General features: G+C 62.3%; 24 protein-coding genes. 19 read left to right on the top strand and 5 right to left on the bottom strand.

The window, feature by feature from the left end; translation table 11 throughout:
• Window positions 1–52: 52 nt before the first annotated feature.
• The 5 genes from ACK3SC_RS14330 (at window position 53) to ACK3SC_RS14350 (ending at window position 4764) form a co-directional block, all read left to right on the top strand.
• Window positions 53–865 carry a DUF63 family protein gene (locus ACK3SC_RS14330; protein ID WP_416840861.1) on the top strand — a complete coding sequence of 271 codons (813 nt, stop codon included), beginning with the start codon at window positions 53–55 and terminating at the stop codon, window positions 863–865.
• 137 nt (window positions 866–1002) lie between these two features.
• Window positions 1003–1923: a carbohydrate kinase family protein gene (locus tag ACK3SC_RS14335; RefSeq protein ID WP_416840862.1), complete on the top strand. Its 921-nt coding sequence runs from the start codon at window positions 1003–1005 to the stop codon at window positions 1921–1923.
• 101 nt (window positions 1924–2024) lie between these two features.
• Window positions 2025–2549, top strand: coding sequence for a hypothetical protein (locus ACK3SC_RS14340; protein WP_416840863.1), 525 nt, complete (start codon window positions 2025–2027; stop codon window positions 2547–2549).
• Between the two features lie 67 nt (window positions 2550–2616).
• Entirely contained in the window at window positions 2617–3345 is a 729-nt protein-coding gene (locus ACK3SC_RS14345) for a nucleoside phosphorylase (RefSeq protein ID WP_416840864.1), read from the top strand.
• A gap of 9 nt (window positions 3346–3354) precedes the next feature.
• A complete protein-coding gene (locus ACK3SC_RS14350) occupies window positions 3355–4764 on the top strand; it encodes an HPP family protein (RefSeq protein WP_416840865.1) in 1410 nt (469 codons plus the stop codon).
• Here the strand turns inward: ACK3SC_RS14350 and ACK3SC_RS14355 are convergent.
• Window positions 4761–6023, bottom strand: a complete 1263-nt coding sequence (locus ACK3SC_RS14355) for an NAD-binding protein (protein WP_416840866.1) — start codon at window positions 6021–6023, stop codon at window positions 4761–4763. The two genes, ACK3SC_RS14350 and ACK3SC_RS14355, sit on opposite strands and share 4 nt — an antisense overlap.
• A gap of 155 nt (window positions 6024–6178) precedes the next feature.
• Here ACK3SC_RS14355 and ACK3SC_RS14360 point away from each other — a divergent pair, with 155 nt between their 5' ends.
• Genes ACK3SC_RS14360 through ACK3SC_RS14370 form a run of 3 tightly spaced genes read left to right on the top strand, consistent with a single transcriptional unit; the run spans window position 6179 to window position 9137 of the window.
• Window positions 6179–7384: a potassium channel family protein gene (locus ACK3SC_RS14360; RefSeq protein WP_416840867.1), complete on the top strand. Its 1206-nt coding sequence runs from the start codon at window positions 6179–6181 to the stop codon at window positions 7382–7384.
• A complete protein-coding gene (locus tag ACK3SC_RS14365; protein ID WP_416840868.1) occupies window positions 7381–8850 on the top strand; it encodes a potassium transporter TrkA in 1470 nt (489 codons plus the stop codon). The genes ACK3SC_RS14360 and ACK3SC_RS14365 overlap by 4 nt, the downstream gene beginning before the upstream one ends.
• A gap of 23 nt (window positions 8851–8873) precedes the next feature.
• Window positions 8874–9137, top strand: coding sequence for a ubiquitin-like small modifier protein 1 (locus ACK3SC_RS14370; RefSeq protein ID WP_416840869.1), 264 nt, complete (start codon window positions 8874–8876; stop codon window positions 9135–9137).
• 33 nt (window positions 9138–9170) lie between these two features.
• On the opposite strand, the gene ACK3SC_RS14375 is transcribed toward ACK3SC_RS14370, so the two are convergent.
• From ACK3SC_RS14375 to ACK3SC_RS14385, 3 genes are all read right to left on the bottom strand, one after another.
• Complete coding sequence (locus tag ACK3SC_RS14375) at window positions 9171–10250, bottom strand: SDR family oxidoreductase (protein ID WP_416840870.1); 1080 nt, start codon at window positions 10248–10250, stop codon at window positions 9171–9173.
• The gene (locus tag ACK3SC_RS14380; protein WP_416840871.1) at window positions 10247–11812 is read right to left on the bottom strand and encodes a succinic semialdehyde dehydrogenase; all 1566 of its coding nucleotides are present in this window, start codon (window positions 11810–11812) and stop codon (window positions 10247–10249) included. Before ACK3SC_RS14380 ends, ACK3SC_RS14375 begins: the two co-directional genes overlap by 4 nt.
• A 72-nt stretch (window positions 11813–11884) precedes the next feature.
• The gene (locus tag ACK3SC_RS14385; protein ID WP_416840872.1) at window positions 11885–12730 is read right to left on the bottom strand and encodes a ubiquinol-cytochrome c reductase iron-sulfur subunit; all 846 of its coding nucleotides are present in this window, start codon (window positions 12728–12730) and stop codon (window positions 11885–11887) included.
• A 222-nt stretch (window positions 12731–12952) separates the two neighbouring features.
• Here ACK3SC_RS14385 and ppc point away from each other — a divergent pair, with 222 nt between their 5' ends.
• The gene (ppc, locus tag ACK3SC_RS14390; protein WP_416840873.1) at window positions 12953–15646 is read left to right on the top strand and encodes a phosphoenolpyruvate carboxylase; all 2694 of its coding nucleotides are present in this window, start codon (window positions 12953–12955) and stop codon (window positions 15644–15646) included.
• 445 nt (window positions 15647–16091) lie between these two features.
• On the opposite strand, the gene ACK3SC_RS14395 is transcribed toward ppc, so the two are convergent.
• Window positions 16092–16892, bottom strand: coding sequence for an aldo/keto reductase (locus tag ACK3SC_RS14395; RefSeq protein WP_416840874.1), 801 nt, complete (start codon window positions 16890–16892; stop codon window positions 16092–16094).
• Between the two features lie 88 nt (window positions 16893–16980).
• On the opposite strand from ACK3SC_RS14395, the gene ACK3SC_RS14400 reads away from it, so the two are divergent.
• From ACK3SC_RS14400 to ACK3SC_RS14445, 10 genes are all read left to right on the top strand, one after another.
• Window positions 16981–17538 (top strand): sugar O-acetyltransferase, encoded by a 558-nt coding sequence (locus ACK3SC_RS14400; protein WP_416840875.1) that lies wholly within the window; start codon window positions 16981–16983, stop codon window positions 17536–17538.
• A gap of 146 nt (window positions 17539–17684) precedes the next feature.
• Window positions 17685–19334 (top strand): glutamine hydrolyzing CTP synthase, encoded by a 1650-nt coding sequence (gene pyrG, locus ACK3SC_RS14405; protein WP_416840876.1) that lies wholly within the window; start codon window positions 17685–17687, stop codon window positions 19332–19334.
• On the top strand, window positions 19334–20251 hold the full coding sequence (gene guaA / locus ACK3SC_RS14410) for a glutamine-hydrolyzing GMP synthase (RefSeq protein WP_416840877.1): 918 nt from the start codon (window positions 19334–19336) through the stop codon (window positions 20249–20251). Before pyrG ends, guaA begins: the two co-directional genes overlap by 1 nt.
• Window positions 20248–20568 carry an NAD-binding protein gene (locus tag ACK3SC_RS14415; RefSeq protein WP_416840878.1) on the top strand — a complete coding sequence of 107 codons (321 nt, stop codon included), beginning with the start codon at window positions 20248–20250 and terminating at the stop codon, window positions 20566–20568. The genes guaA and ACK3SC_RS14415 overlap by 4 nt, the downstream gene beginning before the upstream one ends.
• A gap of 624 nt (window positions 20569–21192) precedes the next feature.
• Window positions 21193–21840 (top strand): DUF4382 domain-containing protein, encoded by a 648-nt coding sequence (locus tag ACK3SC_RS14420; RefSeq protein ID WP_416840879.1) that lies wholly within the window; start codon window positions 21193–21195, stop codon window positions 21838–21840.
• Between the two features lie 398 nt (window positions 21841–22238).
• Window positions 22239–23201 carry a beta-ribofuranosylaminobenzene 5'-phosphate synthase family protein gene (locus ACK3SC_RS14425; RefSeq protein WP_416840880.1) on the top strand — a complete coding sequence of 321 codons (963 nt, stop codon included), beginning with the start codon at window positions 22239–22241 and terminating at the stop codon, window positions 23199–23201.
• A 126-nt stretch (window positions 23202–23327) separates the two neighbouring features.
• Window positions 23328–24164, top strand: a complete 837-nt coding sequence (locus tag ACK3SC_RS14430) for an RAD55 family ATPase (protein WP_416840881.1) — start codon at window positions 23328–23330, stop codon at window positions 24162–24164.
• Window positions 24165–24238: 74 nt separating this feature from the next.
• Window positions 24239–25177, top strand: coding sequence for a hypothetical protein (locus ACK3SC_RS14435; protein ID WP_416840882.1), 939 nt, complete (start codon window positions 24239–24241; stop codon window positions 25175–25177).
• Window positions 25170–25658 (top strand): hypothetical protein, encoded by a 489-nt coding sequence (locus tag ACK3SC_RS14440; RefSeq protein ID WP_416840883.1) that lies wholly within the window; start codon window positions 25170–25172, stop codon window positions 25656–25658. Before ACK3SC_RS14435 ends, ACK3SC_RS14440 begins: the two co-directional genes overlap by 8 nt.
• Before the next feature lie 75 nt (window positions 25659–25733).
• On the top strand, window positions 25734–26063 hold the full coding sequence (locus tag ACK3SC_RS14445) for a transcription factor S (RefSeq protein WP_416840884.1): 330 nt from the start codon (window positions 25734–25736) through the stop codon (window positions 26061–26063).
• Window positions 26064–26074: the final 11 nt, after the last annotated feature.

A 26074-nucleotide genomic window follows, 5' to 3' on the forward strand; every position in this document is an offset into this window, starting at 1 on the left:
ACGGGTGCGTAAAGAACGTAAGGCTTTCACGGCGACGCGTTGGGCCTCCTGCATGGCCATCCTCCCCGAAGGGTTCGCGCTTCCCCCACTGCCGTATCTCGTCGTCCTCGTCGTCGGTCTCGCGGGCATCGCCGTCGGCGTGGCCAGAAGCCGTCCGACCGTCACCGACGAGCACGTTCTCGCGCTCGTTCCGTGGATGGTGTCTGGGTCGGCGTTCCACGTCCTCTACGTCGTCGGACTGCTCCCACCCGTCGTCGAACCGTTCGGTGGGACGCCAGCGGTCTATCTCACTGTCGCCGTTCTCGCTGGCGCAACCTTCCTCGGACTCGACGCCGCAGGCAGTGCATCACCGCGAAACATCGCGCTCCCCGGCATCGTCTTCGCGGGTGGACTCGTCGTCGTCGGACTCGCCAGCGGACTGTCCGCTGGGACGCTGTCGCCGCTGTGGCCCGGTATCGCCCTCGTCGTCGCGGTGCTTCTCACCCCCGCGACGTGGGCGGTCCTGACTCGAATCGACCCGATGGCGACTGCTGCTGGCACGCTCGGCCTCCTCGCAATCTTCGGCCACGCACTCGATGGCGTCTCGACCGCCGTCGGTATCGACGTCCTCGGATTCAGTGAACGAACGCCGCTGTCACGGTTTATCCTCGATGCTGCCGGCGCGCTCCCGACGGCGGAGCTCGTCGGTGTCGGTTGGCTCTTCGTCCTCGTCAAACTCGCAGTCGTGGGGCTGGTCGTGGGCCTCCTCGCCGAGTACGTCGAGGAGGAACCGACCGAGGGCGCGCTTCTCCTGGGCCTCGTCGCGGCGGTCGGTCTCGGCCCGGGTGTCCACAATCTGTTGTTGTTCACCATCGCCGGTGTCTGACCATCGACGACGACCCACTAACAGGCTGACTGGCTGGCTGGTTGACTGACTGGCTGATATTCCAATCCAACTCACCGACCGGAGGACCGACTGTGCCGGGAGAGTTATCTGCGCGGCGAAACGATTCTCGGAGACGTATGTCCCGTGTCATCTGCGCCGGTCACCTGAACTGGGACGTCACGCTCCGGGTCGACGCCCTCCCCGAACCCGATGGGGAAGCGACGGTCGAATCGCGCGTCGGAGCGGGCGGTGGGAGCGCCGCCAACGTCGCCAGTGGCCTCGTCGGATTGGACGTTCCCGCGTCGCTTCTCGGGAGTGTCGGAGACGACGAGCACGGATACGCTGCTATCGCCGAACTCGCGTCGAAGGGCGTCGATTGCAGTCACGTCGTCAGTGTCGACCACGGCCCGACCACGGTCAAATACATCGTCGTCGACGCCGACGGAGACGTGTTCGTCCTCGGGTCGCCCGGTGTCAACGAGGCGTTCGATGCGTCTGACCTCCCAACCGATACGCTCGCAGATGCAGACCACCTTCACCTGACGAGTCAGTCACCCGGCACCGCCGCCGCACTCGCACGGCGAGCAATCGAGGTGGGAACGACGGTCAGTTTCGACCCCGGTCGGCGCATCGGCGACAGAGGCTACACCGACGCGCTCCGACTGGTCGATTTCGTCTTCCTCAACGACCGAGAGGCCGCCACAGCACTTGGAGAAGCGGCCGAGGCTGACACGAACCACCCCGGAAAGGGCGGCAACGGTGGCGCAGTCGGTGACGCACTCGACGAGACGACACTCGTCATCAAACACGGGCCGAAGGGCGCAGAGGTCCGCGACGGTGGCGAGCGACACGTCCACCCCGGCTACCCGGTCGATGCGGTCGATACGACCGGCGCGGGTGATGCGTTCGCTGCTGGATTCATCGCCGCACGGTTGGACGGGCGGGAGTACGAACGGGCGCTTGCTATCGCAAACGCGTGTGGCGCGCTCACCGCGGCGGAACCCGGTGCGCGGACGCAACTGGACTGGCGGCGACTGGACGACCTGCTCGAGCGCTAACGGTCGCTCGTCACCGCTGGACGGCATCTTGTCGGTGGGCGTGAATCTATTTTCGAGCGTGACCCAACCAATTTTATCCTCACCGTTCGTTCGGTGGGACAATGCTGTTGCAGGTGTCGCCTCTGGTTGCCGTGACTGCAGCGCTCTCCAATCTCGGGACGCTCGCTGGACGACTGGCACTCGGTGCCGTCGTCGGGCTAGCCGCCGCTGTCGTGATGGATATCCCGATGTGGCGTCAAGACGAGGGCTTTACGCCCGCGTACATCGCGGCGTCGGTGATTCGCAAGACAGACCTGGATGGCGTCGATTTCCTCGACGCGAACCTCGTCCATCACATCGCCGGGCTCCTCTCGGGTGTGCTCTACGCCGCCGTCTACCTCCTCGCCGACGCCGTGCTTCCGGAACTCCCACTCGTCGGCATCGACTTCACGCCGCACCTGCTCTCGATGGTCGTCGTCGTCGTGAGTATCAACTTCCTGTTTTCGTACTTCGTCTTGCCTCGGGCGGGTCGCAGTATCTACGAAGAACGTGCGACGGCAGTTCGGGGGCAGTGGCTCCGGTCGTCAGTGGTCTTCGGGGCGGCGCTGTTGGTTCTCGGCCCAGCGCTGTTCGCTGGTATCTTATAAGTGGCCGCTGTCGTGTCGTTCTCTGCGAACCGCGTCGTTTTTGCCCGCGACACGTGTGGGTCGAATTATGGCAAAGCAGCCCCATCTCCTCGTCGAAGAAGGCGACGTAAACGACATCGCACTCATCCCCGGCGACCCCGGACGTGTCGACCGAATCGCAAAGCAGTGTGAGAACGTCGAAGAAGTCGCCGAGAACCGCGAATACAAGGTCGTCAACGCGGAGTACGAGGGCGTCCCCCTGACCATCTCCTCGACGGGTATTGGCTGTCCATCGGCCGCAATCGCACTCGAAGAACTCTCGCGCGTCGGCGTCGAGACGTTCATTCGCGTCGGAACCATCGGCGCACTGCAGGAAGATATCGAAATCGGCGACATGATCGTCGCGACCGGTGCCGCCAAGGAGGAAGGCACGTCCAAGCGCTACGAGTCCGAAGTCTACCCGGCTGTCCCCGACTACGAGGTGCTCACGTCGCTCGTCGACGCGGCGGAAGCGAACGACGAAGACGTTCACGTCGGTCCCATCGTCTCCGACGACGCGTTCTACAACGAATCCGACGACTACGTCCAAGACTGGAACGCGGCGGGCCTCCTCGCGATCGAGATGGAGGCGGCGACCGTCTTCTCGCTCGCCCGACGGAAGGGACTCCGCGCCGGTGCCATCTGTACCGTCGACGGCAACCTCGTCGCAGGCACCCAGAAGGGTGCAGACTCCGACGAAGAACTCCCCGAGAAGGCGAAGAACAACGTCGAGCGCGCCATCAGCATCACGCTCGATGCCGTTGCTGACCTCGCGTAGAGACGAGACGTGGATATACGCTCCCTCGCGCTCCGCATGGTCGCTCGCGTCAGCGACCTCCGCTCCCGAATCCGGCGGTTAGAGCGGCGCGAAGCGGTGGCGTTCAGTCGGTGGATAGAGAACACCAACAACCTCCTTCATCTCACCGTCCTCCTCATCATTCCGCTCCTCATCGCGGTGGTGACGTTCGTCTCGAACGCGGTGAGTACCCTCTCGTTCCTGTTGTTCCCGCCACTCGCGTCTGGGTCGTACACGCTGTTTTCAGACCCGGAAGGCAAGTACGCGTCGCCGCTGAAGTTCGTCCTCGCGCTCACTGTGGGCGCGCTCTGTGGCCTCGTCGCCTACGGATTCACCACGTGGGTCTACGGACCATTGGGAACTGCAATCGTGCACCCGACGTCTGCCGCACTCGCCATCTTTCTCGCCGGTGCTGCGACGTGGGCACTGGACGTCGAAGCGCCCTCTGCGTTCTCGACGGCGCTGTTGACGCTCGTCACCGGGAACGTGAACCCCGAAGAGTACGTGGTGAGTATCTTCTTCGCGAGTCTCGTCATCGCCGTCGTGTTCTCGGTGTGGCGCGACGAGTTCTACGAACGCCGAGCCGAGTATCTCTACGGCACCGTCACTGGCGACGACCACGTTCTCGTGCCGATGCGCGGTGAGACAGCAGACCGGACGGCCTTCTTCGCCGCCAAACTCGCCGCCGCTCACCAGGCAGGCAAAGTCGTCCTCTTGGACGTTCTCTCGACCAACGAGACGGAAGCTGGAGAACCCGACGCGAGTGCCGTGACCGCCGCCACCGACGCTGCAGTCGAGCGACTCGAACAGACTGCCCACCATATTCAGACCCGACTGGGCGTCCCTGTCGAAGTCGTCGTCGCTCGCGGCGACCCGCTGTCTGCGACCGTCGAAGCGGCCGGGAACACGAACTCTGACCTCGTCGTCACCCCGTACGAAGAAGACCGTGGCCTGCTGTCAGATTACGTCCGTGGTCTGTTCGGCGGTGCGTACGACACCGTGGCGTTTCGGTCGGTTGGGGAGTCGTCTCAGTGGCGACGGATTCTCGTCCTCATCGCTCGCCCCGGCGACACTGCTCACGGGATGATAGATTTCGGAACCCGGTTAGCCGGAAAGACAGGGAGCGTGAGCGTCACGACCTGTATCTCCGCAGAGGTCGAGCGGCGACGGGCGGAGTCGAAACTCGCAAATCTCGTCGAGACGGCGGAGGGAAACATCGAAACCCGAGTCGCCCGAACCGAGGTGACGAAGTTCATCACGTCGAACGCCGAGTCGTACGACCTCGTGGTTCTCGGGTCGAGCGGTGAGCGCTCTGGGGCGTCTCGGTTCATCTCGCCGCCGACATTCGAACGAATCAGAGAAATCGACTGCGACGTCGCCGTCTTCGACCGCGGAAACTAGTCGTCGCTGGTCGGGCCGTCGCCGGTCGTTTCGTCGTTGTCGCTGGGAGAACCGTTGCTGGTGTCCTCGTTTCCTGCGTCTTCGGTGTCCGCGTCGGCGACCATCTCGTCCGGTTGTTCTTCGAGGAGTCGTTCTTCGACGGTTTCGAGGCCACCGCCACCCATCGCGGACTCCGCGAGGAAGTGACCACCGAGTGCGGCGGGGCTAATGACCGTGTTCGCACCTGCCCGGCGGAGTTTCGGTTCGTTTTCTCGCTGCGTCGCCGCCGCGACGATGTGGATGTCGGGGTTGAGCTGCCGAGCGGTCAGGATGGCGAGTGCGTCTTCTGCGTCGTTGTTGGTGGCGACGATAGCCGAGCGAGCGACTTCGACGCGAGCACGTTTGAGCGACTCTTCGTCGCTCGGGTCGGCAGTGAACACGTCGTACCCGCGGTCGGTGAGACGCTGTGCTCGCTCCGCGTTCGGCGTGATGATGAGTACGTCAGCGCGGTTTTCGAGTTCTTCGAGAATCGGTTCGGTCAGTTCCCCGTGTCCGAGGACGAGGATGTGGTTGTCGAGGATTTCGAGTTGTGATTCGGTCATACGTCCAAGTGCTTTGGTGAGTCGTGCTTCGATGGCGGGCGTGAGCAGGACACCGAGCGCCACTGCGAAACTCGCGACAGTGACGAGTAGGGCCGTCATCCCGAATATCTTCGCGACTGGTGTCCGAGGGGTGATATCTCCGTAGCCGACGGTGCTCCCGGTGACGAGCGCGAAGTAGAACGCGTCGAACAGCGAGTCGATGCCGTTGAACTGCTCGCGGAGTGCATACGCGCCCGCCGTCGCGTAGGTCTGTGCGCCGGCGATAGCGAGGAGTGCAGACAGTTGCGTGACGTTCAGGTCGAGGTCACGGTCGAAGGCGCGGTAGTTGAGCGAGAGAAGGACGAAACTCACCGTCGAGAAGCCGATCAGCGGCAGCGCACGCTCCGGCGACTGAATTAGGCCCTGTGCGGCGGAGACCGGGAGGAGGACAATCGAGGAGTACCACGCCGCGCGAAGCCGACGCCGAAGGCCATACACACTGACCAGAAGCAAGAATCCGGTGAGCGTGCCGGTGAACCCCGCCGTAATGCGAATCACTTCGGGGACGATTGATGCGATTACGCCGCCAGTCACGGGCGAACTGATGTTGATGATACCAGTCGCTGCCGAGAGGATGGCGACGATGAAGACCGTCGTCACAGTCGTCCGTGGGCCGACCCAGTCGCGTACCGACACCATGTCGGCCGAACCTCCGCGGGGCATACGAAAAAAGGGTTGGGAATCGGACAGCGACGACAGCCACATTCGACGGCCAACTGTGACCGAGTGCGAAGAACAGTGCCAACGCTTCCGGCGTCGGCACGCATTTACCTCGTCAGTGAGTGAATTGGGCTATGGCTTCACTCCCTGTCGAAGTTGTGTACGGTCTCTACTTCGGCATTCTCACGGGACTCGTCCCGGCCGCCGTCGCGTGGCTCTTCGGGTTCGGGTTCCGATACGTGACCGGAGTCACCATCCCGGGCCTCGCAGTCGTCGTCTTCAGCGTGGCCATCGCCGGTGCGAGCGGCGGCCTCATGGCCCTCACAGACCCGACGATTACGCAGTCGGACAATCAGGTCCGACTCACCGTCGCACTGCTGGTCGTGTTGATGGGCGCGCTGTACGCTCACAACCGAGGTGACGCATTTGCAAACGAAATCCCGCGGAAGATGTCGCTTCGGAAACTCACCGAACGGTCGCTTTCGACCGACGTGGTCGAACTCGTGGGCGGACGCGGACAGGTTCGCGTCACCGTCACACGAGAAGTCGAGGACATCGAGGGCTACCCACCGGTCCCCGTCGACGTGCGAACCGCGATCCGCGACGGAGAGTGGACGTTCCCTGCAGACATCCCACTCGTGGAACTCGAATCACGGTTCGCCGACCGCCTGCAAACCGACTTCGACCTCGTTGCAGTGGAAGTCGAAATCGACGAACAGGCCCGTGCAACCGTCGCTGCGGCGGCCCCACTCGGCGGCCTCTCGAAACGACTCCCTGCCGGGAAACGAGCAGTCTCGGTCGAGGCGCTCGTTCCGACTGGGCTCGCACAGGGCGACGATGTCGTCGTCGTCACTGACGGCGGGACTGTCTCCGCGAACGTCGTCGGCGTCGGATCAGTTACAGAGACGACCGACAAAGACGACGATGCCGACGAAGACGCACCGAAAGCGGCACCCCGTGCACCGACCGCAATCGGTGGTGACGGGCGCGTCACGCTCGCAGTCGACAGAACCGACGTGGAGTCGCTTCTCGGCAGTGACTCGAAACAGTTCGTCGTCAAATCTCGCGGCGTTCGCCGTGAGTTCGAACTCGTCTCGCTCCTCCGACGGGCCGGAAAGCGGTTTTCGAGGTTCACTGTCGGGGAAGACGGCCCACTCGATGGCGTGACGCTCAGAGACGCGAGCGTCCGTGATAGCTACGGCGTCGCCATCCTCGCCGTCCGACACGGTGGCACGTGGACGATTGCGCCTCGAGGCGACCAGGAAACCGCTGCCGGCGATACCGTGTACGCGGTTGGGTCTCGAACTGACCTCGCCGCGTTCGAGGAGGCGGTCAAATGACTGGACCCCTCGTCATCGACCTCGGCTCGGCCCTCGCAGGACAGGTGTCGCTCCCTCCCGCGAGCGACCCACTCGTCAGAAACGTCCTCCGAGTTATCGGCCTCATCGTGGGCGCGTTCCTCGCGTCCAGTGTCGCCGCGCTCACCTATCGGTGGTACACGCGCGAAGTCATCCCCCAGGCGCTCGCGATCCTCTTCGGGGCGTCAGTCGTCGCGCTGTATCTCAACACCGTCGGCCTGTTCGGCGACTTCGTCACCGGAACCGACACCGCCGTCTTCCGACTCGAGACGGTGCTGTTCAACACCTCTGCGCTGGCGGGCGCGGCGCTCGCGTCACCCGTTGGGCGCATCGTGGGTGACCGGCTCGCAACCGACGTGTTCGCCGTCGCCGGCGCGACGGAACTCGACGCCGACGTGAGTCGTCTCGTTCGGACCGTCGGTCGGGTGCGGACTGTGACGCTCCCCGATGAGATAGGCGATATCGAAGGCTACGACCCGGTCGCAGAGTCGGTGAAATTGCAGTTGACCGGCAACCGCTTCCTCTTTCCGAAGCGACTGACGGAGACAGAACTCCGTGACCGACTGGTCGAACGCATCAAAGACGACCACGGCATCGGCCACGTCGACGTGGATTTCGACGACGGTGACGTGTCGTATCTCGCTCTCGGGAGTCGTGCTGCCGGACTTGGCCCGACGCTCTCGCCGGGAACTGTCGCGCTCGCCATTCACGGTGACCCCGGCCCTGGTGCTGCCGCCGGCGACCCGGTCCAGGTGTGGGCAGTCCCGCCTAGTTCTCCCAACGAGACGCCCGAAGCGACCAAAACGTCCGAAGCGACCGAAGCGACCAAAACGGCCGAAACGACCGAAACGACCGATTCAGCGGTCAAAGGAAGCGGAAACGGAAGCGTCGAACAGACCGGAGACGCGAAACCCGAGTCGAAACCGACTCGCATCGCGTTCGGAGAGCTTCGTGGCGTCGCAGACGACGTTGCCACCGTCGCACTCGACGAAGAAGACGCCGAGCGACTCTCCGGTGCCGACGAGTACCGAATCGTCACACTCCCGGCCGACCCGCGAGTGGACCGCGAGTTCGCGTCGTTGTTGCGAAACGCCGACGAGACGATGGCGGTCACCACGATTCGACCGGATGCGACACTCGATGGCCGCGTCGTCTCGGACGTAGAGACGACTGTCGTCGCCATCCGACCGTCGAGCGGGTCTGTCGAGGCCATCCCAGCCCGCGGAACCGAACTCCACGCCGGTGACACGCTCTACGTCGTTGGCCGCCCCGAGATACTCCGAAAAGTCGAACGGCAGGCGACGACCGCCGACCGCCTCTCCGGTTCCGACGACGAGGAAGACGGCGACGGAGACGACGAACCACCCGAGCGTGACGACGGTGAGCGGACACAGACGACCACGAAATCGGATGCATCGACGACACAGTCGGGGGCGCAATCCTCATGACCACCGAGCGAGGAGACGATAGTATGGAGTGGAAACTGTTCGCTGACCTCGCCGAGGTTGCTGGTGCGCGGACCATCAGTGTGGACGTTACTGACGACGCCACCGTCGGTGAGGCGCTCGACGCACTCGTCGGGTCGTACCCGTCGCTCGAATCTCGGGTGTACGCCGACGACGGCGAGTTATACGACCACATCAACGTTCTGCGAAACGGCGAGACGGCGTCGCTCGACGACGACGCCCAACGCGGCGACGAACTCGCGCTCTTCCCGCCGGTCAGCGGCGGGTGAGACACAGATAGACGACTTACGACCGACGACTGGTTACACCATCGCGTCGGAGCGAACGTGCGGATTTTCCCGGACGAACGCGACAAGCTCTGAGACGTAGGATTCGAACGCTGGTGGTTCGATTCCGGTGTCGGCGAGGTGTGCCCGTGCATTCGCCCCGACGTACCGAGTCGGGTGCGTGAAGTACGGAAGTGTCTCCGGTTCGATATCGACGGCCAGTCTGAGCGTGTCCCACCGTTCGAGCGCCGACTGTGCGAGACTGACGGGGGTGGGCGTCGGGATGCCGACGCGCTCTGTCGCATCGAGAACTGCCGACGTAAACTCGCGAATCGTCGGCGGATTCGGGTCGCACAACTGGTAGGTGACGTTCGTCGACCGGTCGAGACGCGAGAGGTGGTCGATTGCATCGACGACGTAATCTCGCGGGACGACGTTCAACTCCGTCGCATCGGGGTTACCGAGGCGAGGCACGAGCGCGACACGGGGTTGTCGGAGAAGCCAGCGAATCAGGTAGTACGGGCCGTCGTACTTCTGTGTCTCGCCGGTGCGACTGTCGCCGACGACGATGGCCGGTCGGTAGACGGTCGCTGGCAGTTCGCCCGACTCCATCCGGTCGCGAACGAGCGCCTCTGCGCGGAACTTCGTCTCTTCGTAGTGGTTGTTGAACGACTGCCCGACGTCGAGGTCGGATTCCGTGAAGACGCCGTCGTGGCGGCCGCTGACGTAGCAGGTGCTGACGTAGTGAACCCGCGCGACATCGGCCGCCGAAGCGAAGTCGAGAACGTGTCGTGTGCCATCGACGTTGACTGCCTGTCCGACCTCTGGGGAGACGGCGAGGTCGTAGACTGCGGCGAGGTGAAACACTTCTTCGACGGTCGATTCGAGGGTCGAACGCGTCGTCGCCGAGAGGCCCAGTGTTGGGTCTGTGATGTCACCTTCGACGAGGGTTACGGTCTCGCGCCAGTCGGGGCCGAGACGGTCGAACGCGCGTGTTTCTGCCGCGTCTCGATATCGAGGTTGGACGAGACAGACGATTTCGTCGGTTCTGTCGGTGAGGCGTTCGACGAGTGCGCTCCCGAGAAACCCGGGAAATCCGGTGAGGAAGATGCTCACGGAAGCACCTCAGAGAGTCGTTTCCACACACGAAGTCCGAGCGTCGCACCAGTCGTCCACAGTCGTTTTCCACGCTTCGGAGGCGACAGGAGAGACAGTCGCTGTGTGGCAACCGTCTGCGACTCGGTGTACTTCAACAGACCGTGTCGACCGTGTCGGCGGCCGACGCCGGAATCTTTCATGCCGCCCATCGGGGCGTCGAGAGACGCCCACGCGGCGGCGTACGCTTCGTTGACGTTGACCGTTCCCGCGTCCAGTCGCTCGGCGACCTGCTCGCCTCGCTGTGGTCGTTCTGTCCAGACGCTCGCGTTCAATCCGTACGCCGAGTCGTTGGCGCGTTCGATTGCCTCAGACACGCTCTCGACTTCGTACAGGGAGACGACTGGACCGAACGTCTCCTCGTCGGCGAGCGTCATCTCGGGCGTCACGTCGGTCAGAATCGTCGGTTCGTAGAAGAACGGTCCGAGGTCGGGTCGTGCTCGGCCGCCACTGAGCACTGCTGCGCCGTTGTCGACGGCGTCTTCGACGTGTGCGGTGACTTTCTCCAGCAGTTCACGGTCGAGGAGCGAGCCAACGTCGTGGTCATAGTCGTAGCCTGCGTCGAGCGAGAGACTTCGCGTCTCTCGAATCAGTGCGTCGCGGAACTCGTCGGCGACTGCCTCGTGGACGTAGATGCGTTCGATTGAGATACACAGTTGGCCGGCGTTGGCGAAACAGCCGCGAACAGCACCGCGAGCGGCTTTCTCCACGTCGGCATCGTCGAGGACCAACAGTGGATTCTTCCCGCCGAGTTCGAGGGAGCAGTCCGTGAGGTGACGCCCGGCGGTTTCGGCGACGACGCGGCCGACGTCGGTACTCCCGGTGAAACTCACGTAGTCGACGCGTTCGATGAGTGGTTCACCGAGACGCGGTCCGTCGCCGGTGACGACCTGAAACAGGTCGTCTGGGAGCCCACACTCCTGGAGCAGTTCGAGCGCCCACAGCGCCGTAAACGGCGTCCCTTCGTCGGGTTTGAGGACGATACCGTTGCCAGCGAGCATCGCCGGAATCGACTCGGAGACAGACAGTGACAGCGGATAGTTCCACGGAGAGATGATGCCGACGACACCGACGGGGTGGTGGTGCTCGACGGCTTTGGTCGCCAGTGGTATCGCCCCTTTTCGCTGGGTGGAGGCGAGTTCTCGCTCTGCGATTGCGGTGTAGTATCTGGTCGTCGCGGCGGTGTCGAGAATCTCTTCGAATGCGTCGCCGCGTGCCTTTCCAGTCTCGCTTTGAATCACGTCCAACAGCGACTCGCGCTGGTCGAGAAGGGCATCGTGGAAGCGGTCGAACACGGCGAGACGGTCTTCGATGGGCCACGCTGCCCACTCGTCTCCTGCTCGTCGGGCACTGGTCACTGCTGCGTCAACGTCGTCGGGAGTGCACGATGGGACGGACCCGATAACGCTGTCGTCGTAGGGGGCACGCACGGAGAGTTGCGGACGGTCTGCGAGTGGGGTGACCAACTCGGCGAGCGCGGCAGTTCGGTCCGAGGAGAGTGGCGCGGAGGGGGCGTCTGGCATATCACCCCATAGGCCGCGGCGCTACTATAGTACTGTTTCCACGTCGGCACAGAGAGAAAACCGAGGCCGAGGTTACTCTTCGGGGCGGGGAAGCGCCGTAAAGAGCGTCTGGACGATCGAGAACGGGTCGTAGACGGACTGGTGACACTGACAGTAGACACCGTCTTCTGCGTTGAACTTCGCAGAGTCGGCTGCCTGCTTATATCCGGGGACACAGCAGAAGTGCGTACATTTGTTGAGCCACGCGATTACGCCCTGATCGGTTGCGGCAGCGAGGAAGTCGTTGTCCTGTGCCGCCTCCTCGATGCGCGACGAGCGGAGGACCTGAATCGGCATCGTGTCTTCGGTGTCCTCCGACCGCCACGTTCCGGTTGCGGGCTTTCCGAGGCCGGCGTTCCCGATGCCGTTGCCCCACGTCTCGTAGTCGTCGAAGTCGTTGACGTTCAGTCTGTCACCGACGCTGTAGGTTTCTCGCTGCCAATCGTAGCCGCCACTGTCGGAGCGGAAGTAGTTGTCAGACTCGAAGTCGGGTGCCATGCCCTCGTAGGACTGCACACCACAGTACTGGAACCACGCCTGCGAGTACGTGACGCCAGTTCCTTCGTAGTCGTCCGTCTGTGCAATCTGGACATCGACACCGTTCTGAGTGACCGTCTGCACTTCCGGCCAGACGCCCTTGATGAAGCCGTCGCCGTCGATTTCGATCGGGATAAGTGGCATCCCACGCGGTGCGGGACCGCCAGTGTTCTCGATGGCGTACGCCTGCGTTGGACCGCCACCTGCACCCGGTGAGGTGGTCGCGCTGTTGATTGCGGCCGCGCCAGTCGTTCCCACGCCAGCGAGCGCCGCGCCCCCGACGACGCCCTTGACGAACCGACGACGACCCGAATCGGCGGGGTACTTGTCGCTATCGCTCATACCCTGAAGTTCGACCCGTCCAGTAAAAGCGTGACGAATCCACCGTGTGAGTGTACCCCACGAAATTGGGGGCCTCAGTACTGAGGTTGATGATAATCGACAGACTGTGGCGTTTTACAGAAATCTACAAGTCGTGCACAAACATTCGTTTACAACGGTACTTCGGGCAATTTTTCGACCGGACTCTTGGGTTTTACAAGATGGTACTCGTATTCGTGTAGTATGGAATTGCATACCAGAGACGTCAGACAGGACGTCCGCGAGCTTGGTGCGTTACTCGGGGACGTTCTGGAGGCACAGACCTCGACGGCGTCGTTCGAAACTGTCGAAGAACTTCGGCAGGCGGCCATCGCCTACCGCAAGGGCGAATCTGGTTCCCGCGAGAAGCTGTACGATGTGGTGGGTAATCTCGACCCGGAACGAGAGAGTGTCGTCGCACGCGCGTTTACGACGTACTTCGAACTCATCAACCTCGCCGAGGAACGAGAACGAGTCCGAGTCATCCGACAGGCCTCACAGGATGGCACACTCGAAGACGGCATCCTCGATACGCTCGAGGAACTCCGCGACGAAGAAGTCGACGAGGAACTCCTCGGACAGGTCCTCGAAGACGTTCTCATCGAACCGACGTTCACGGCACACCCCACGGAAGCACGTCGGAAGACGGTCAAGGCGAAACTCCGGTCGATTGCCAACCGATTAGAGACACTCGACGAGCGCCGTCTCACCGACCTCGAACACGACCAGGAGTGGCGACACGTCGTCGCTGAAGTGACGAGCCTCTGGCAGACCTCGCAGGTTCGAAACCGCCGTCCAGAACCGACTGACGAAGCACGAAACGTTCAGTGGTACCTCGAAAACATCCTGTTCGACGTCGTCGGTGAAGTGTACGAGGAACTCGAAGAGGAGTTCCACAACGACTATCCTGACCTCGACGTGCCGAAACTCTTCGAATTCCGGTCGTGGGCAGGGTCAGACCGCGACGGCAACCCGTTCGTGACGCCAGCAGTCACAGAAGAGACGCTCGCTCGCCAGCGAACTGTTGCCCTCGAAAAGTACAGCGACGCACTGAAACGGCTCTCTGGTGTGCTGAGTCAGGATGCGACGCGAGTCTCTCCCGGTCACGAACTCGAACGGTCGTTGAAAGCCGACCGCGAACTCCTCCCTGTCGTCGCCGACGAAGCGGACGAACGCTACCCCGACGAACCGTATCGGCAGAAACTGAAACTGATGCGCGAGCGTCTCCGCCGCATCGAAGACGTTCGCCCCAACGGCTACAGTAACGCGAGTGAACTCATGGCGGACCTCGAAGTCATCGACGGCAGTCTCCGTGCTGTCGGTGCGGCGCAGGTCGCCGACGTCTACGTCGAACCGCTGATGCGACAGGTCGACACCTTTGGATTTACGCTCGCCAGCCTGGACCTCCGTGACCACCAGGAGAACCACACCAAAGCGGTCCACGAGGCGCTCTCTCACGAAGGAATCGACTACTACAGCCGGTCTGAAGACGAGCGCGTCGAACTCCTCACCGACGCGATTCTCCAGACCGAACCGGTCATCGACCTCGAAGACCCCGGCGAACTCTCCGAGACGGCCGAGCGCGTCCTTCGACTCTTCCGCAAACTCGGTGAGTGGCAGCGAGAGTACGGCGTCGCCGCCATCGACACCTACTGTATCTCGATGACGGAAGAACCGTCCCACGTCCTCGAAGTGCTCTTCCTCGCCGACCAGGCGGGTGTCGTCTCCCTGCCCGACCACTGCGGAATCGACGTGGTCCCGCTTCTGGAGACTGAGTCCGCACTCAACGGCGCACGCCGCATCATGGGGACGCTGTTCGAAAACGAGGCATACGCGCAGGCGCTCGCCGCACGAAACAACGTCCAGGAGATAATGCTGGGCTACTCCGATTCGAACAAGGAAAACGGCTTCCTCGCCGCAAACTGGGACCTCTACAAGAACCAACGTCGTCTCGCGGACATCTGCGACGACTTCGACGTGACGATGCGGTTGTTCCACGGCCGCGGTGGGTCCATCTCCCGTGGTGGCGGGCCGATGAACGAGGCGATGCTGGCGCTTCCGAACGAGACCATCACCGGCCAGATTAAGTTCACCGAACAGGGCGAGGCAATCGCCGAGAAGTACGCCAACCCGCGTGTCGCAGAGCGAAACCTCGAACAGATGCTCAACGCCCAGATTCGCGCTCGCCTGAACGCGATTCGGCAATCCGAAGAACACGTTCCGGACCGGTGGGTCGACGCGATGGACACGATGGCCGCCGCCGCCCGCGAAGAGTACCGCGACCTCCTCGAATCTGAGGGCTTCGTCTCCTACTTCGAACAGGCCACACCGATTACCGTCATCGAAGAACTCAACCTCGGGTCGCGTCCCGCATCTCGAAGCGACGAGCGAAGCGTCGAAGACCTCCGCGCCATCCCGTGGGTGTTCTCGTGGACGCAGTCGCGGTGTATCCTCCCGGGATGGTACTCGCTGGCAGAAGGTGTCAACGCCTATCTCGACGACGGGGGAAGCCTCGAGACCGTCCGCGAGATGTACGACGAGTGGCCGTTCTTCAGAAGTACGCTGGACAACGCCGCGATGTCGCTCGCACGCACGGACCTCGAAATCGCCACCGAATATGCGAATCTCGCCGACGAGGAGCTCCGAAACGAGTTCTTCCCACGACTCGAAGCGGAGTACGAATCGGCGGCCAACCTGATGCTCGACATCAGCGGCCGGAGCGGTCTCCTCAAACGTGAATGGCTCGAAGAGAGTCTCGAACGGCGAAATCCCTACGTGGACCCGCTGAACGTGCTCCAGACGCACCTCCTCTCGCAAAATCACCGAACCGACGACGAAGAACGAACCCTTCGGCTCACGGTCAAAGGAATCGCCGCAGGGATGAAAAACACGGGATAAGTCGGCGTCTTCGGCCACCACCGAAGCAGTCGTCTTCCCCGTGGGCCGTCACGCGCGGCGTAAGTCGTACGCGTTGGAACAGACCGGACAGGTCTCCCGCGCGATACGGTATTCGCTCTTGAGGCGCTGCCGAACACCGTCGAAATCGGCGTCACCGTCGTATCTCGATTCTACTTGTTGTCCACAGTGTGGGCACACCACCACCACCGACGACATGTTCGTAGATACGGTCGTATTCAACATATATTTTACCTAGTGTGTGGTGTGTTCGCACACGACCATCCGGTAGGCCGAAAACGTCCGTTAGAGGTTCTCTAGCTCGAGAATTAGCGTAACCGAATCACATTTATTTCGGTAATATACTTCTGAATGATATTCGTTTGGCTTGATATATCAGGCAAAAACTGTCAATAAATCGCGGATACCCTTGATGGCTCAGTTCGCTTCAGACCCGGTTCCACGGGGCGTTGTCGAAGTCGACGATTCTGTGGTCTCGGGAGAGCGCGTCGATGGCAGCGATATCGTCGTCGTCGAGGTCGAGGTCCAGAGCGGCGAAGTTGTCGCGGATGTGGTCGGGCGAGGCGGCTTTCGGAATCGGAACTGCGCCTTTCGCCAGTATCCACGCGAGCGACACCTGAGCAGGAGAGGCGTCGTATTTCTCGGCGATTTCGACGATGGTGTCGTTGTCTGCGACGCTGTTTCGCGCGATGGGCGAGTACGCGACGAGGTGGTGGTCGTACTCGTCTGCGAGTTCGCGAAGTTCGTGTTGTTGAAGAAGCGGATGCATCTCGACCTGATGGGCGAACACGGGCGCGTCGAGTTTCTCGATGGCCGACTCAAGTTGGTCGGGGCGGAAGTTACTCAGGCCGATGTTGGCGACGAGACCTTCTTCGACGAGTTCGTCGAGGGCCCGCAGCGTCTCGTCTTCGTCGTAGGTGTTGAGCGGCCAGTGGACGTACAGCAAGTCGATGGTGTCGACGCCGAGTTTCTCGGCCGACTCGTGGGCCGTCTCTATGGCGTCGTCGTAGCCGAGATTTGCAGGCTTGAGTTTCGTCGCGACGAAGATGTCGTCGATGTCCACGTCGGATTCCGCGAGCGCTTCGCCGACGTACTCCTCGTTGTTGTACATCTGCGCCGTGTCGACGTGGCGGTATCCGATGTCGAGTGCGGTGGTGACGCCCTCGATACACTCGTCGCGGTCTTCGAGTTTGTACGTTCCGTAGCCGAGTTGCGGGAACTCCTTCATACACGAGTACACTCGCTGGAGGGGTTCAAATTCTGCGGTTGCGGTAGGTTGTGGACACATTTACGTCTCCACCGCCGGTGGTCGAATCATGCCCTCTGAGAAGGAGAAGATGCTCGCGGGCGAGTTGTACGACTCGACGGACCCGGAACTCCAGGCCGAACAGGAACGCGCGCGACGACTGACACGCTTGTTCAACGACACAGACGAGACGCAAACTAACCGCCGTGAGGAACTCATCCGCGAACTCTTCGGCGAGGTTGGCGACGAACTCTACATCGAACCGACGTTCAAGTGCGACTACGGCTACAACATCAGCGTCGGAGAGAACTTCTACGCCAACTTCGACTGCGTCTTCCTCGACGTCTGCCCAATCACCATCGGCGACAACGCCCTGCTCGCGCCGAGTGTCCACATCTACACCGCGACGCACCCACTCGATGCGGCGGAGCGAATCAAAGGCCCGGAATCTGCTGAACCGGTCACTATCGGCGACAACGCGTGGATTGGTGGGCAGGCCGTCATCAACCCGGGCGTCACCATCGGCGACGACGTGGTGGTCGCCTCCGGCGCAGTCGTGACGAAAGACGTGCCCGACAGTGTGGTCGTCGGTGGGAACCCCGCACGCGTCGTCAAAGAGTTGGAGTGAGTACCGAACGTTGGAGTGAGTACCGAATCGAGTGACTGGACGCCCACTTGCCGTCTCGCGATTCCTCAGCTATCGGCCATGTGCGGGCGGCTGACACACGGTGTGTGCTCCGAAATCGTTTTGAAGGACGCTCGCACACGGTCAGTATGCCGACGGACGAATACGACCCAGAGATGGGGCGCAAGTTCATTTTCGTAACCGGGGGTGTCATGTCCGGCCTCGGGAAGGGTATCACGGCCGCGAGCACTGGCCGACTCCTGAAAAACGCCGGGTTCGACGTCACCGCAGTCAAAATCGACCCGTATCTGAACGTCGATGCGGGGACGATGAATCCCTACGAGCACGGCGAAGTGTACGTGCTGAAAGACGGCGCGGAAGTCGACTTAGACCTCGGGAACTACGAGCGGTTCCTGGGCATCGACATGACCGCCGACCACAACATCACCACGGGAAAGACCTACCAGCACGTCATCCAGAAGGAACGCGCTGGCGACTACCTCGGAAAGACGGTTCAGATTATCCCGCACGTCACCGAAGATATCAAGCGCCGCATCCGCGAGGCGGCAGACGGAACCGACGTGTGTATCGTCGAAGTCGGTGGCACCGTCGGCGACATCGAATCCATGCCGTTCCTCGAAGCCCTCCGCCAGTTCGCCTCCGAGGAAGAAGACGGCGACGTGCTCTTTACGCACGTCACGCTCGTCCCGTACTCGAAAAACGGCGAGCAGAAGACGAAGCCCACCCAGCACTCGGTCAAGGAACTCCGAAGCATCGGCCTCCAACCCGACATTCTCGTCGGCCGCGCGGACGACAAACTCGAGCCTGAGACGAAGACCAAGATTGCACAGTTCTGTGACGTGCCGGACGCCGCCGTCTTCTCGAACCCCGACGTTCCGGACATCTACCACGTCCCGCTGATGGTCGAAGAAGAAGGTCTCGACGAGTACGTGATGGAGCGACTCGACATCGTCGACGAAGCGCTCCCGAAAGCCGAACGCGACAGTCGCTGGCGCGAACTCGTCACCGCAGAGCGCACCGGGTCCGTCGATATCGCGCTCGTCGGCAAGTACGCCCTCGAAGACGCCTACATGTCCATCCACGAAGCGCTCAAGCACGCCGGCATCGAGTGCGGCGTCGAAGTGAACATCCTGTGGGTCGACGCCGACGAGATGGACGACAAACACGAAGCGCGCCTGAAGGACGCCGACGGCATCGTCGTCCCCGGTGGGTTCGGCTCCCGCGGGACGGACGGAAAGATAGACGCCATCCGCTACGCCCGCGAGAACGACGTCCCGTTCCTCGGCCTCTGTCTCGGCTTCCAGATGGCCGTCGTCGAACAGGCACGCAACGTCCTCGGCCACGAAGACGCCCACTCGACCGAACTCGACCCCGACACGTCCTACCCTGTCATCGACCTGCTCCCCGAGCAGTACGAAATCGACGACATGGGCGGGACGATGCGACTCGGCGCACACGAGACGGACATCTCGTCCGGCAGCCTCGCGGAAGTCGTCTACGGTGACACCTCCTGTACGGAGCGCCACCGGCACCGCTACGAGGTGAATCCGGAACTCATCGACGAACTCGAATCTGGAAGCCTGCGATTCTCCGGACGCGCAGAAAACCGCATGGAGATCGTCGAACTGACAGACCACCCGTTCTTCCTCGGCACGCAGTTCCACCCCGAATTCCGTTCCCGACCCGACCGCGCAAGCCCACCGTTCATCGGCTTCCTGCGCGGCGTTCTCGGCGAACTCGACGCACGTGAACTCGACAGCGAAGAGGTAACAGCATAATGGTAAACGTAGACGAATTCATCGAAGACGCAAAAGAATCGATTCGCGACCAGATTGGAGACGAACACGCCATCATCGCCCTCTCGGGCGGTGTGGACTCCTCCGTCGCCGCAACCCTCGCGTACGAGGCCGTCGGTGAGCAGCTCACCCCGGTCTACGTCGACACCGGCTTGATGCGCAAAGGCGAGACCGAACAGATTGCAGAGACGTTCTCCTTCATGGAGAGTCTCCGCGTCGTCGACGCCGAAGCACGGTTCTTCGACGCGCTCGAAGGCGTCATCGACCCCGAAGAAAAGCGCGCCGTCATCGGCGAGCAGTTCATTCGAGAGTTCGAACGCGAAGCACAGGACACGGACGCAGAGTACCTCGTACAGGGGACCATCTACCCCGACCGCATCGAGTCCGAAGGCAACATCAAATCGCACCACAACGTGGGTGGCCTGCCCGATGTCGTCGACTTCGAAGGTATCGTCGAACCCGTTCGTGACCTCTACAAGGACGAAGTCCGCGACGTCGCTCGCGCACTCGGTCTCGAATCCATCATCGCCGAGCGGATGCCATTCCCCGGTCCGGGTCTCGCAGTTCGCGTCCTCGGCGAAGTCACGCCCGAGAAGGTCCAAGTCGCTCGGGAAGCGTGCCACATCGTCGAAGACGAAGTCGAGAAACACGACCCGTGGCAGGCGTTCGCCGCCGTCATCGGCAAAGGCACCGGTGTCAAGGGTGACAACCGCGTCCACGGCTGGATCGTCTCGGTTCGCTCCGTGGAGTCGCGCGACGGCATGACCGCTCGTGCGCAGGAACTCCCGTGGGACACCCTCCAGCGCATCCAGTCGCGTATCACCGGAACGAACGAGAACGTCGCCCGCGTCGTCTACGACGTGACGCACAAACCACCGGCGACCATCGAGTACGAATGACGACAGCAGTCGTTGCGGGGGCGGACCCCGACGGACTCGGTGAAGCGCTCGAAGACGAAGGTGCGACTGTGGTCCGTGTCGACGGCATCGCCTCTGCAGACTCGCTCACAGTGGCGGGCATCGAGGAGGCCGACCTGTTCGTCCTCACCGACATGGACGACGCGACCGCCATCTCGGTTGCGAAGGAACTGAATCCGGACGTTCGTGTGGTTACCTACTCGCGTGACTCGCTCCCGGAGTTCGCGAAGGGCCAAGCCGACCTCGCCGTCGACCCAGAACTCCTCGCGGCCAACGTGGTCGCCGAGGAAATCGTCTAGACGAGTCGGACTCCCCCGACTAGACCTGAAGTCGCGTTTCGCGGTCTTCTTCTCATTCTCGATTGGCGGCCACCTCCTCGTCGGAGGCGACTCTCCGCACGTCGCACGAAGCGCCGCCGTCGCCCGAAGCCATGGGCGATCTGCGTCGGAATTTCTGATAAACCTTCGTTCGACCGTAGAACAGTGGGCACCGGCGAGTCTTCGTCACACTCACCGCGCGAGCCACCCCCGCTCTCACCTCCTCACTGGTCATGGGTCGAAACCCGACGCAATCCGGTGCCGACCGGCCGAATCGGGCGCTCGTTTTCGTCGAAACTCGGCGAAATTCGGTTCGAATAGCGGGTAATCTCCGTCCAACGAGCGCAACCCAGTGCAGCGATTTCCACCCTTCAATACCCCAGCGTCCTCAGGCAGGATTGCCGCGACGCGCCGGACGCTTGCTCCCACACCACCCGCAAGCGTGGCACGTCGTGGAACACGGCTAGCAGGCCGTTGCATGAGTATGTCCACTCATCCCCCTCCCTTTGGTCGCACGACGCGACGGGCGGGCACGAGTGGAACACGAACCGGAATGCGAACAGCCAAATCGAACCGCGATACCCCGTAGATTACACTGATATCACAATGACACTGAACCGACGAGAATTCGTCAAGAGCGCCGCAGGAATTGCTGCCGCAAGTACAGCTGGAATCGCCGGCTGTATGGGCCTCGCATCCGCGAAGACTGGAACGCTCTCTACCCGCGTAAGCGACAGACCCGGTGACATCGACGACTTCGAGTCCTGTCTGGTAACGCTCTCGACGATTCGCGTCAAACCAGCAGACGGCGACGTGAAATCGTTCGACGCTGGAGAGACAGAAGTCGACCTCGTGGACCTCCAGGGCGACGCTTCGGCCCTCGTCAAAGACGCCGAACTCGAGACAGGCACGTACGAATACCTCCAGGTGGAGGTCAGCGGAACCGATGCCAAACTCGCCGATGGGTCCGACGCGACGCTCGAAGTTCCCGGTTCGGCACCCCTCAAGTTCGAACAGTCGTTCGAAATCCGGGCGGACGAGACGACCACGTTCACGGCCGACTTCACCCCCGTGAAAGCCGGCAACGCTGGGAAGTACGTCCTCCAACCCGTCGCCGAGGAAGTGACCGTGACGTACGAGTCCGACGAAACGGCCGAAGCCGAGACGACGGACAGTTCGACTGCTGAAACAGAGACGACGGCAGAACCAGGGACAACTGAAGAAGGCGAGGCGACGACAACGACCAGCGAGTAGTCTCCGAACCTCACGCGCCACTCCCGTCTCCCTCCACTCACGTCGGTCCTCGCTGACCCCTCCATCGACGCTGGTCCCCGCTACCCGGCCTAACGGAGTCAGTTCCCGCTGACACGCTGCCCAGCCCCAAGGTGCCCCTGCCCATCCCCCAAGGTGCCCCTGCCCATCCCCCAAGGTGCCCCTGCCCACTCCCAAGGTGCCTCTGCCCACTCCCAAGGTGCCTCTGCCCACCCTCCACGTCGGTACCCGCTGACGTCCCCCATTTTACTGTTCTCGCTGCATCTCCCAGTGGACAGTCTCAACTCACTCCCCGGATTCGCACGACAGCGTGGACAGATGGCGGCCCTCGTTGCCATAGTCGCAACTGCCTTTATCAGTGGTCTCTGACCTCCGATGACATGGCACGGGTTTCGGCCGGGGCACGCATCCACTTCGGCTTCTTGAATCTGAGTCTCTCCCGCGACCGGTTGTACGGTGGCCTGGGTGTCGGGCTCGACGAGCCACAGGTGACCGTCTCGGCCGAACCCGCCACCGAGGTTCACTGCCGACACCCTGACGCGCGTGAGTACGCCGAGCGTGCTGCGGACCTCCTCGACGTTCCGGGTGTGGACGTTACGGTCGAACGGACCCTCCCGCGGCACGCTGGTCTCGGGAGCGGGACGCAACTCGCGCTCGCCGTCTTGCAAGCGGTGGCGACTGCGACTGAGACGACTGTCGACATTCGCCGACTGGCCCCAGAGATGGGTCGCGGTGGTCGCTCCGGCGTCGGCGTCGCGTCGTTCGAAGACGGCGGTGCCATCCTCGACGCAGGTCATCCGACCGCGCGGTTCACGACCGACCGGCCAGCAGACGGGTCGTGGACTGTCCCGGCCGTGGCGGCGCGGCATTCGGTCCCCGACGACTGGCGGTTCCTCCTCCTCGTCCCTGAGGTCGACCCGGGTCGAAACGGGGCGGCCGAAGAAGCGAGTATGCGGTCGGTCGTCGAACGCGCCGACCCGGTGACGAGTGACCGAATCGCCGGCATCGTCACACGACGCCTCCTTCCAGCACTCGCAGAGGGGTCTGCAGAACGATTCGGTGAAGCGGTCGAATCGGTCGGCCGACTCAACGGAACGTGGTACGCCGACGAACAGGGTGGCGTCTATCGCCCGCCAGTCGGCGCACTCGTCTCGACACTCTCGGAATCGCCAGCAGTGTACGGCGCTGGACAGTCGTCGTGGGGGCCAACAGTCTACGGCGTCACCGACGCCGACCACGTCGACGAAGCGATAACTGCCGGGGAGGAAGCACTCGCAGCAGCCGGTATCGAGGGAACAGTGACCGTCGCTCGCGGACGAAATCACGGCGCATTAGTCGAGTAGCAGGCGAGTATGCGTGGCGCAGGCAAGTACGTGAGTAGCAGGCGAGTACGCCCGATTGACGCCGCGCTGGTCTCGGGTACAATATTCCCCGAAACGACTAACCTTCGTGGTTGAGTCGGGTTGGACATGCGCTCTATCCCCTTCGGCGTCCCTCGACTCGATAGCATCATCGGCGGAGGGGCACCACCGGGAAACGTCCTTCTCCTCGCAGGGGAGTCCGGGGCAGGTGCTCGTGAGTTCCTCTACACGAGTGTGACGATGAACGCGCTCTCGAAGGCCGACGAAGACCTCTTCGACCTGCACTACGGGACGCTGGCCGAGACGGCCAGTCCGCCCCCAGAGATTCACTACATCTCGTTTACGTCCGGTGAGACGCATCTTCGCCGGGAGATGCTCTACACGATGGACGACGAGATGGTCGACGCCGCGCTCGACACCATCGAATTTCACGACCTTTCGCCCGAATACTTCCAGTTGAGTTCGATTCCACGAGAGTGGTATCTCGGAGAGCCGACGAAACTGGAGGACCTCGGTGACAGACAGAACCGAGAGTCCGTGTTGAGTGCACTCGGGAGCACACTCAGCGAACACGCCCCCGGAAATCTCGTTGTCGTCGACTCGTTGACCGACCTCGTGGCGAGTCGGTCCGAGGACATGACGTGGGCAGACATCACCATGGTGATGAAAGGACTCGAAAAGGCGTCACACCAGTGGGGCGGTCTCATCCTCGTTCTCGTGAGTACCGAGGCACTCTCTGACCGAGAACTCGGCATCCTCAAGGGAGCGACAGATGGGACGCTCATGTTCTCGTGGGAGACCGGCGGGTCGAAGCGGGCACGAACGATGGTCGTCCAGGAGTTCCGTGGTGTGCTCTCACAACTGGAGAGTGAGAACATCGTCCAGTTCGAGACCGAAATCAGCGAGAGCGGCCTCGACGTCAGCGACGTTCGAAAGATTCGCTGACCGTGGCATCGCGCTGCGAATCATTCTCACACAGCGATAGTTCTTAACCCCTACTCGACGAACCACCCATGGAAATGGACGGGGACACAGGAGGGACGTTGCCGGAGGACCTCCGAGCGTGGGTCGACGACCGTGCCGAGGCACAGGGAGTCGACCCAGAGACAGTGCTCACGCGAGCGGTCAGTACGTATCGCCTCGCAGTGACCGATCTGGGTGCGTCACTCGACGATATCGACGCCGTCTCTGAAAAACTCGACACTGTTGAAGGGCGTGTCGATGGACTCGAAGAGACCGTCAGCGAGAAGATCGACGACGTTCGGATGCGCGTCGTACAGGTCAAACGAGAGACCGACGAGAAAGCCGCCCACGCCCACGACCATCCGACGCTGCGCGAGGACATCGACGATGTGACGGCCAATATCGAGACAGTCCGTGAGCAACTCTCCGCGGTCGAGTCGCGAGTCGAAGGCGGGTTCGATAACTACGAAGAGATTCTGACATACCTGGACGAAACGACGACTGACCTCGACGAACGTCTCGACGTTGTTGCAGCGTCACTCGCCGATGTGCGGTCGCGGGTCACCGACATCGAAGCAGCACACCGAGAGCGGAAGCAACTCTCTACGCTTCTTCGAACTGCGAACGACGCCGGCGAACGGAAAGCGACGTGTGACAACTGCGAGGAGACAGTCCATCTGGACCTTCTCACTGAGCCTCGATGCCCGGCGTGCCAGTCGGCGTTCGAGGCGTTGTCGCCCTCGAAGGGATTCTTCGGGTCTGCGACGCTCCGTACCGGTCAACCACTCGCGCTGGAAGCCGCGTCGTCCCCGAACGACGATGTGACGACACTCGCCGACGCCGACGGAGCGACGAATCTCGACAGCAAGGGGGAGACGGGGAAGGATGTCGAGACTGATTCGGCGGACGCTGTTACATCGGCCGGTGACTCAGGCGCCGACGACAGTGATGAACTGACACACGAGACGACACCGAACACCAACACCAATGACTGACGAGACAACCGACGAGCAGTCGGGCGACAACGCACCGGCAGAAGCCCCACCGAATGAACGGACAGGCCACGGCGACCGAGACGACTCTGGGCGCACGGACGACGAAGCACCACTGTCCGGGCTCGCCGACCGCATCGATGCACGTCGCACTACCGCCGACGCGACTGCCGACGAACGCGACGCGTTGTTCGAGGAGGTTCGCGTCACCGAACTCGAATCCAGTGAGGTGTGGGCCTCTCTGGCCCAGGACGACCCAGACGGTGACGATGGTGTTGGTGTTGGTGCGGAGGCAGAACCTCTCGACCACACAGCAGGGGCCACAGACCACATCATCCCAAAATCCGGATTTTGCCAGCGATGTGAGTTCTTCGGTGCTCCGCCGGTGCTGTCGTGTGACCACGAGGGAACGACTATCGTCGAAGTCGTCGACAGCGACTCCTTCCGTGTCAGAAACTGTCCGTTCGTCGAAGACGATGACTGAGTCCCGGCGCTGTCTTCACCGTCTTCGAGCGACCGGAGTGACAGATTCTTAGTGTCGGGCCCGTTACCGCTGTGCATGCAATTCTGCGACGACTGCGGGTCGATGATGGTCTCCCAAGACGGGGTGATGTCCTGCACGAACGACGACTGTGGCGCGACTACCGAGCGCGACGAAGAACTCGCCGAGCAGTTCGTCTCGACCGAAGCGCAGTCGGACGACGAACTCATCGAGACGGTCGAGGGTGCCGAGTTCGAGGGCAAACCGACTGCAAAAGACGTTCACTGTGACGAGTGTGGCCACACGGTGGCGTGGTACACCATCAAGCAGACGGCGTCTGCCGACGAACCGCCGACGCGATTCTTCAAGTGCAAGGAGTGCGGGTATCGGTGGCGGGAGTACAATTAAGCGACGACACG

The sequence above is a fragment of the Haloferax sp. DFSO52 genome, from assembly GCF_048158745.1.
GTDB lineage: Archaea > Halobacteriota > Halobacteria > Halobacteriales > Haloferacaceae > Haloferax.

What these genes read in the sequence shown, in the direction of transcription:
- ACK3SC_RS14330 (WP_416840861.1), top strand. Translation starts at nt 53, where the DNA reads ATGGCCATCCTCCCCGAAGGGTTCGCGCTTCCCCCACTGCCGTATCTC.
- ACK3SC_RS14335 (WP_416840862.1), top strand. Translation starts at nt 1,003, where the DNA reads ATGTCCCGTGTCATCTGCGCCGGTCACCTGAACTGGGACGTCACGCTC.
- ACK3SC_RS14340 (WP_416840863.1), top strand. Translation starts at nt 2,025, where the DNA reads ATGCTGTTGCAGGTGTCGCCTCTGGTTGCCGTGACTGCAGCGCTCTCC.
- ACK3SC_RS14345 (WP_416840864.1), top strand. Translation starts at nt 2,617, where the DNA reads ATGGCAAAGCAGCCCCATCTCCTCGTCGAAGAAGGCGACGTAAACGAC.
- ACK3SC_RS14355 (WP_416840866.1), bottom strand. Translation starts at nt 6,023, where the DNA reads ATGGTGTCGGTACGCGACTGGGTCGGCCCACGGACGACTGTGACGACG.
- ACK3SC_RS14360 (WP_416840867.1), top strand. Translation starts at nt 6,179, where the DNA reads ATGGCTTCACTCCCTGTCGAAGTTGTGTACGGTCTCTACTTCGGCATT.
- ACK3SC_RS14365 (WP_416840868.1), top strand. Translation starts at nt 7,381, where the DNA reads ATGACTGGACCCCTCGTCATCGACCTCGGCTCGGCCCTCGCAGGACAG.
- ACK3SC_RS14370 (WP_416840869.1), top strand. Translation starts at nt 8,874, where the DNA reads ATGGAGTGGAAACTGTTCGCTGACCTCGCCGAGGTTGCTGGTGCGCGG.
- ACK3SC_RS14380 (WP_416840871.1), bottom strand. Translation starts at nt 11,812, where the DNA reads ATGCCAGACGCCCCCTCCGCGCCACTCTCCTCGGACCGAACTGCCGCG.
- ACK3SC_RS14385 (WP_416840872.1), bottom strand. Translation starts at nt 12,730, where the DNA reads ATGAGCGATAGCGACAAGTACCCCGCCGATTCGGGTCGTCGTCGGTTC.
- ppc (WP_416840873.1), top strand. Translation starts at nt 12,953, where the DNA reads ATGGAATTGCATACCAGAGACGTCAGACAGGACGTCCGCGAGCTTGGT.
- ACK3SC_RS14395 (WP_416840874.1), bottom strand. Translation starts at nt 16,892, where the DNA reads ATGAAGGAGTTCCCGCAACTCGGCTACGGAACGTACAAACTCGAAGAC.
- ACK3SC_RS14400 (WP_416840875.1), top strand. Translation starts at nt 16,981, where the DNA reads ATGCCCTCTGAGAAGGAGAAGATGCTCGCGGGCGAGTTGTACGACTCG.
- pyrG (WP_416840876.1), top strand. Translation starts at nt 17,685, where the DNA reads ATGCCGACGGACGAATACGACCCAGAGATGGGGCGCAAGTTCATTTTC.
- guaA (WP_416840877.1), top strand. Translation starts at nt 19,334, where the DNA reads ATGGTAAACGTAGACGAATTCATCGAAGACGCAAAAGAATCGATTCGC.
- ACK3SC_RS14415 (WP_416840878.1), top strand. Translation starts at nt 20,248, where the DNA reads ATGACGACAGCAGTCGTTGCGGGGGCGGACCCCGACGGACTCGGTGAA.
- ACK3SC_RS14420 (WP_416840879.1), top strand. Translation starts at nt 21,193, where the DNA reads ATGACACTGAACCGACGAGAATTCGTCAAGAGCGCCGCAGGAATTGCT.
- ACK3SC_RS14425 (WP_416840880.1), top strand. Translation starts at nt 22,239, where the DNA reads ATGGCACGGGTTTCGGCCGGGGCACGCATCCACTTCGGCTTCTTGAAT.
- ACK3SC_RS14430 (WP_416840881.1), top strand. Translation starts at nt 23,328, where the DNA reads ATGCGCTCTATCCCCTTCGGCGTCCCTCGACTCGATAGCATCATCGGC.
- ACK3SC_RS14435 (WP_416840882.1), top strand. Translation starts at nt 24,239, where the DNA reads ATGGACGGGGACACAGGAGGGACGTTGCCGGAGGACCTCCGAGCGTGG.
- ACK3SC_RS14440 (WP_416840883.1), top strand. Translation starts at nt 25,170, where the DNA reads ATGACTGACGAGACAACCGACGAGCAGTCGGGCGACAACGCACCGGCA.
- ACK3SC_RS14445 (WP_416840884.1), top strand. Translation starts at nt 25,734, where the DNA reads ATGCAATTCTGCGACGACTGCGGGTCGATGATGGTCTCCCAAGACGGG.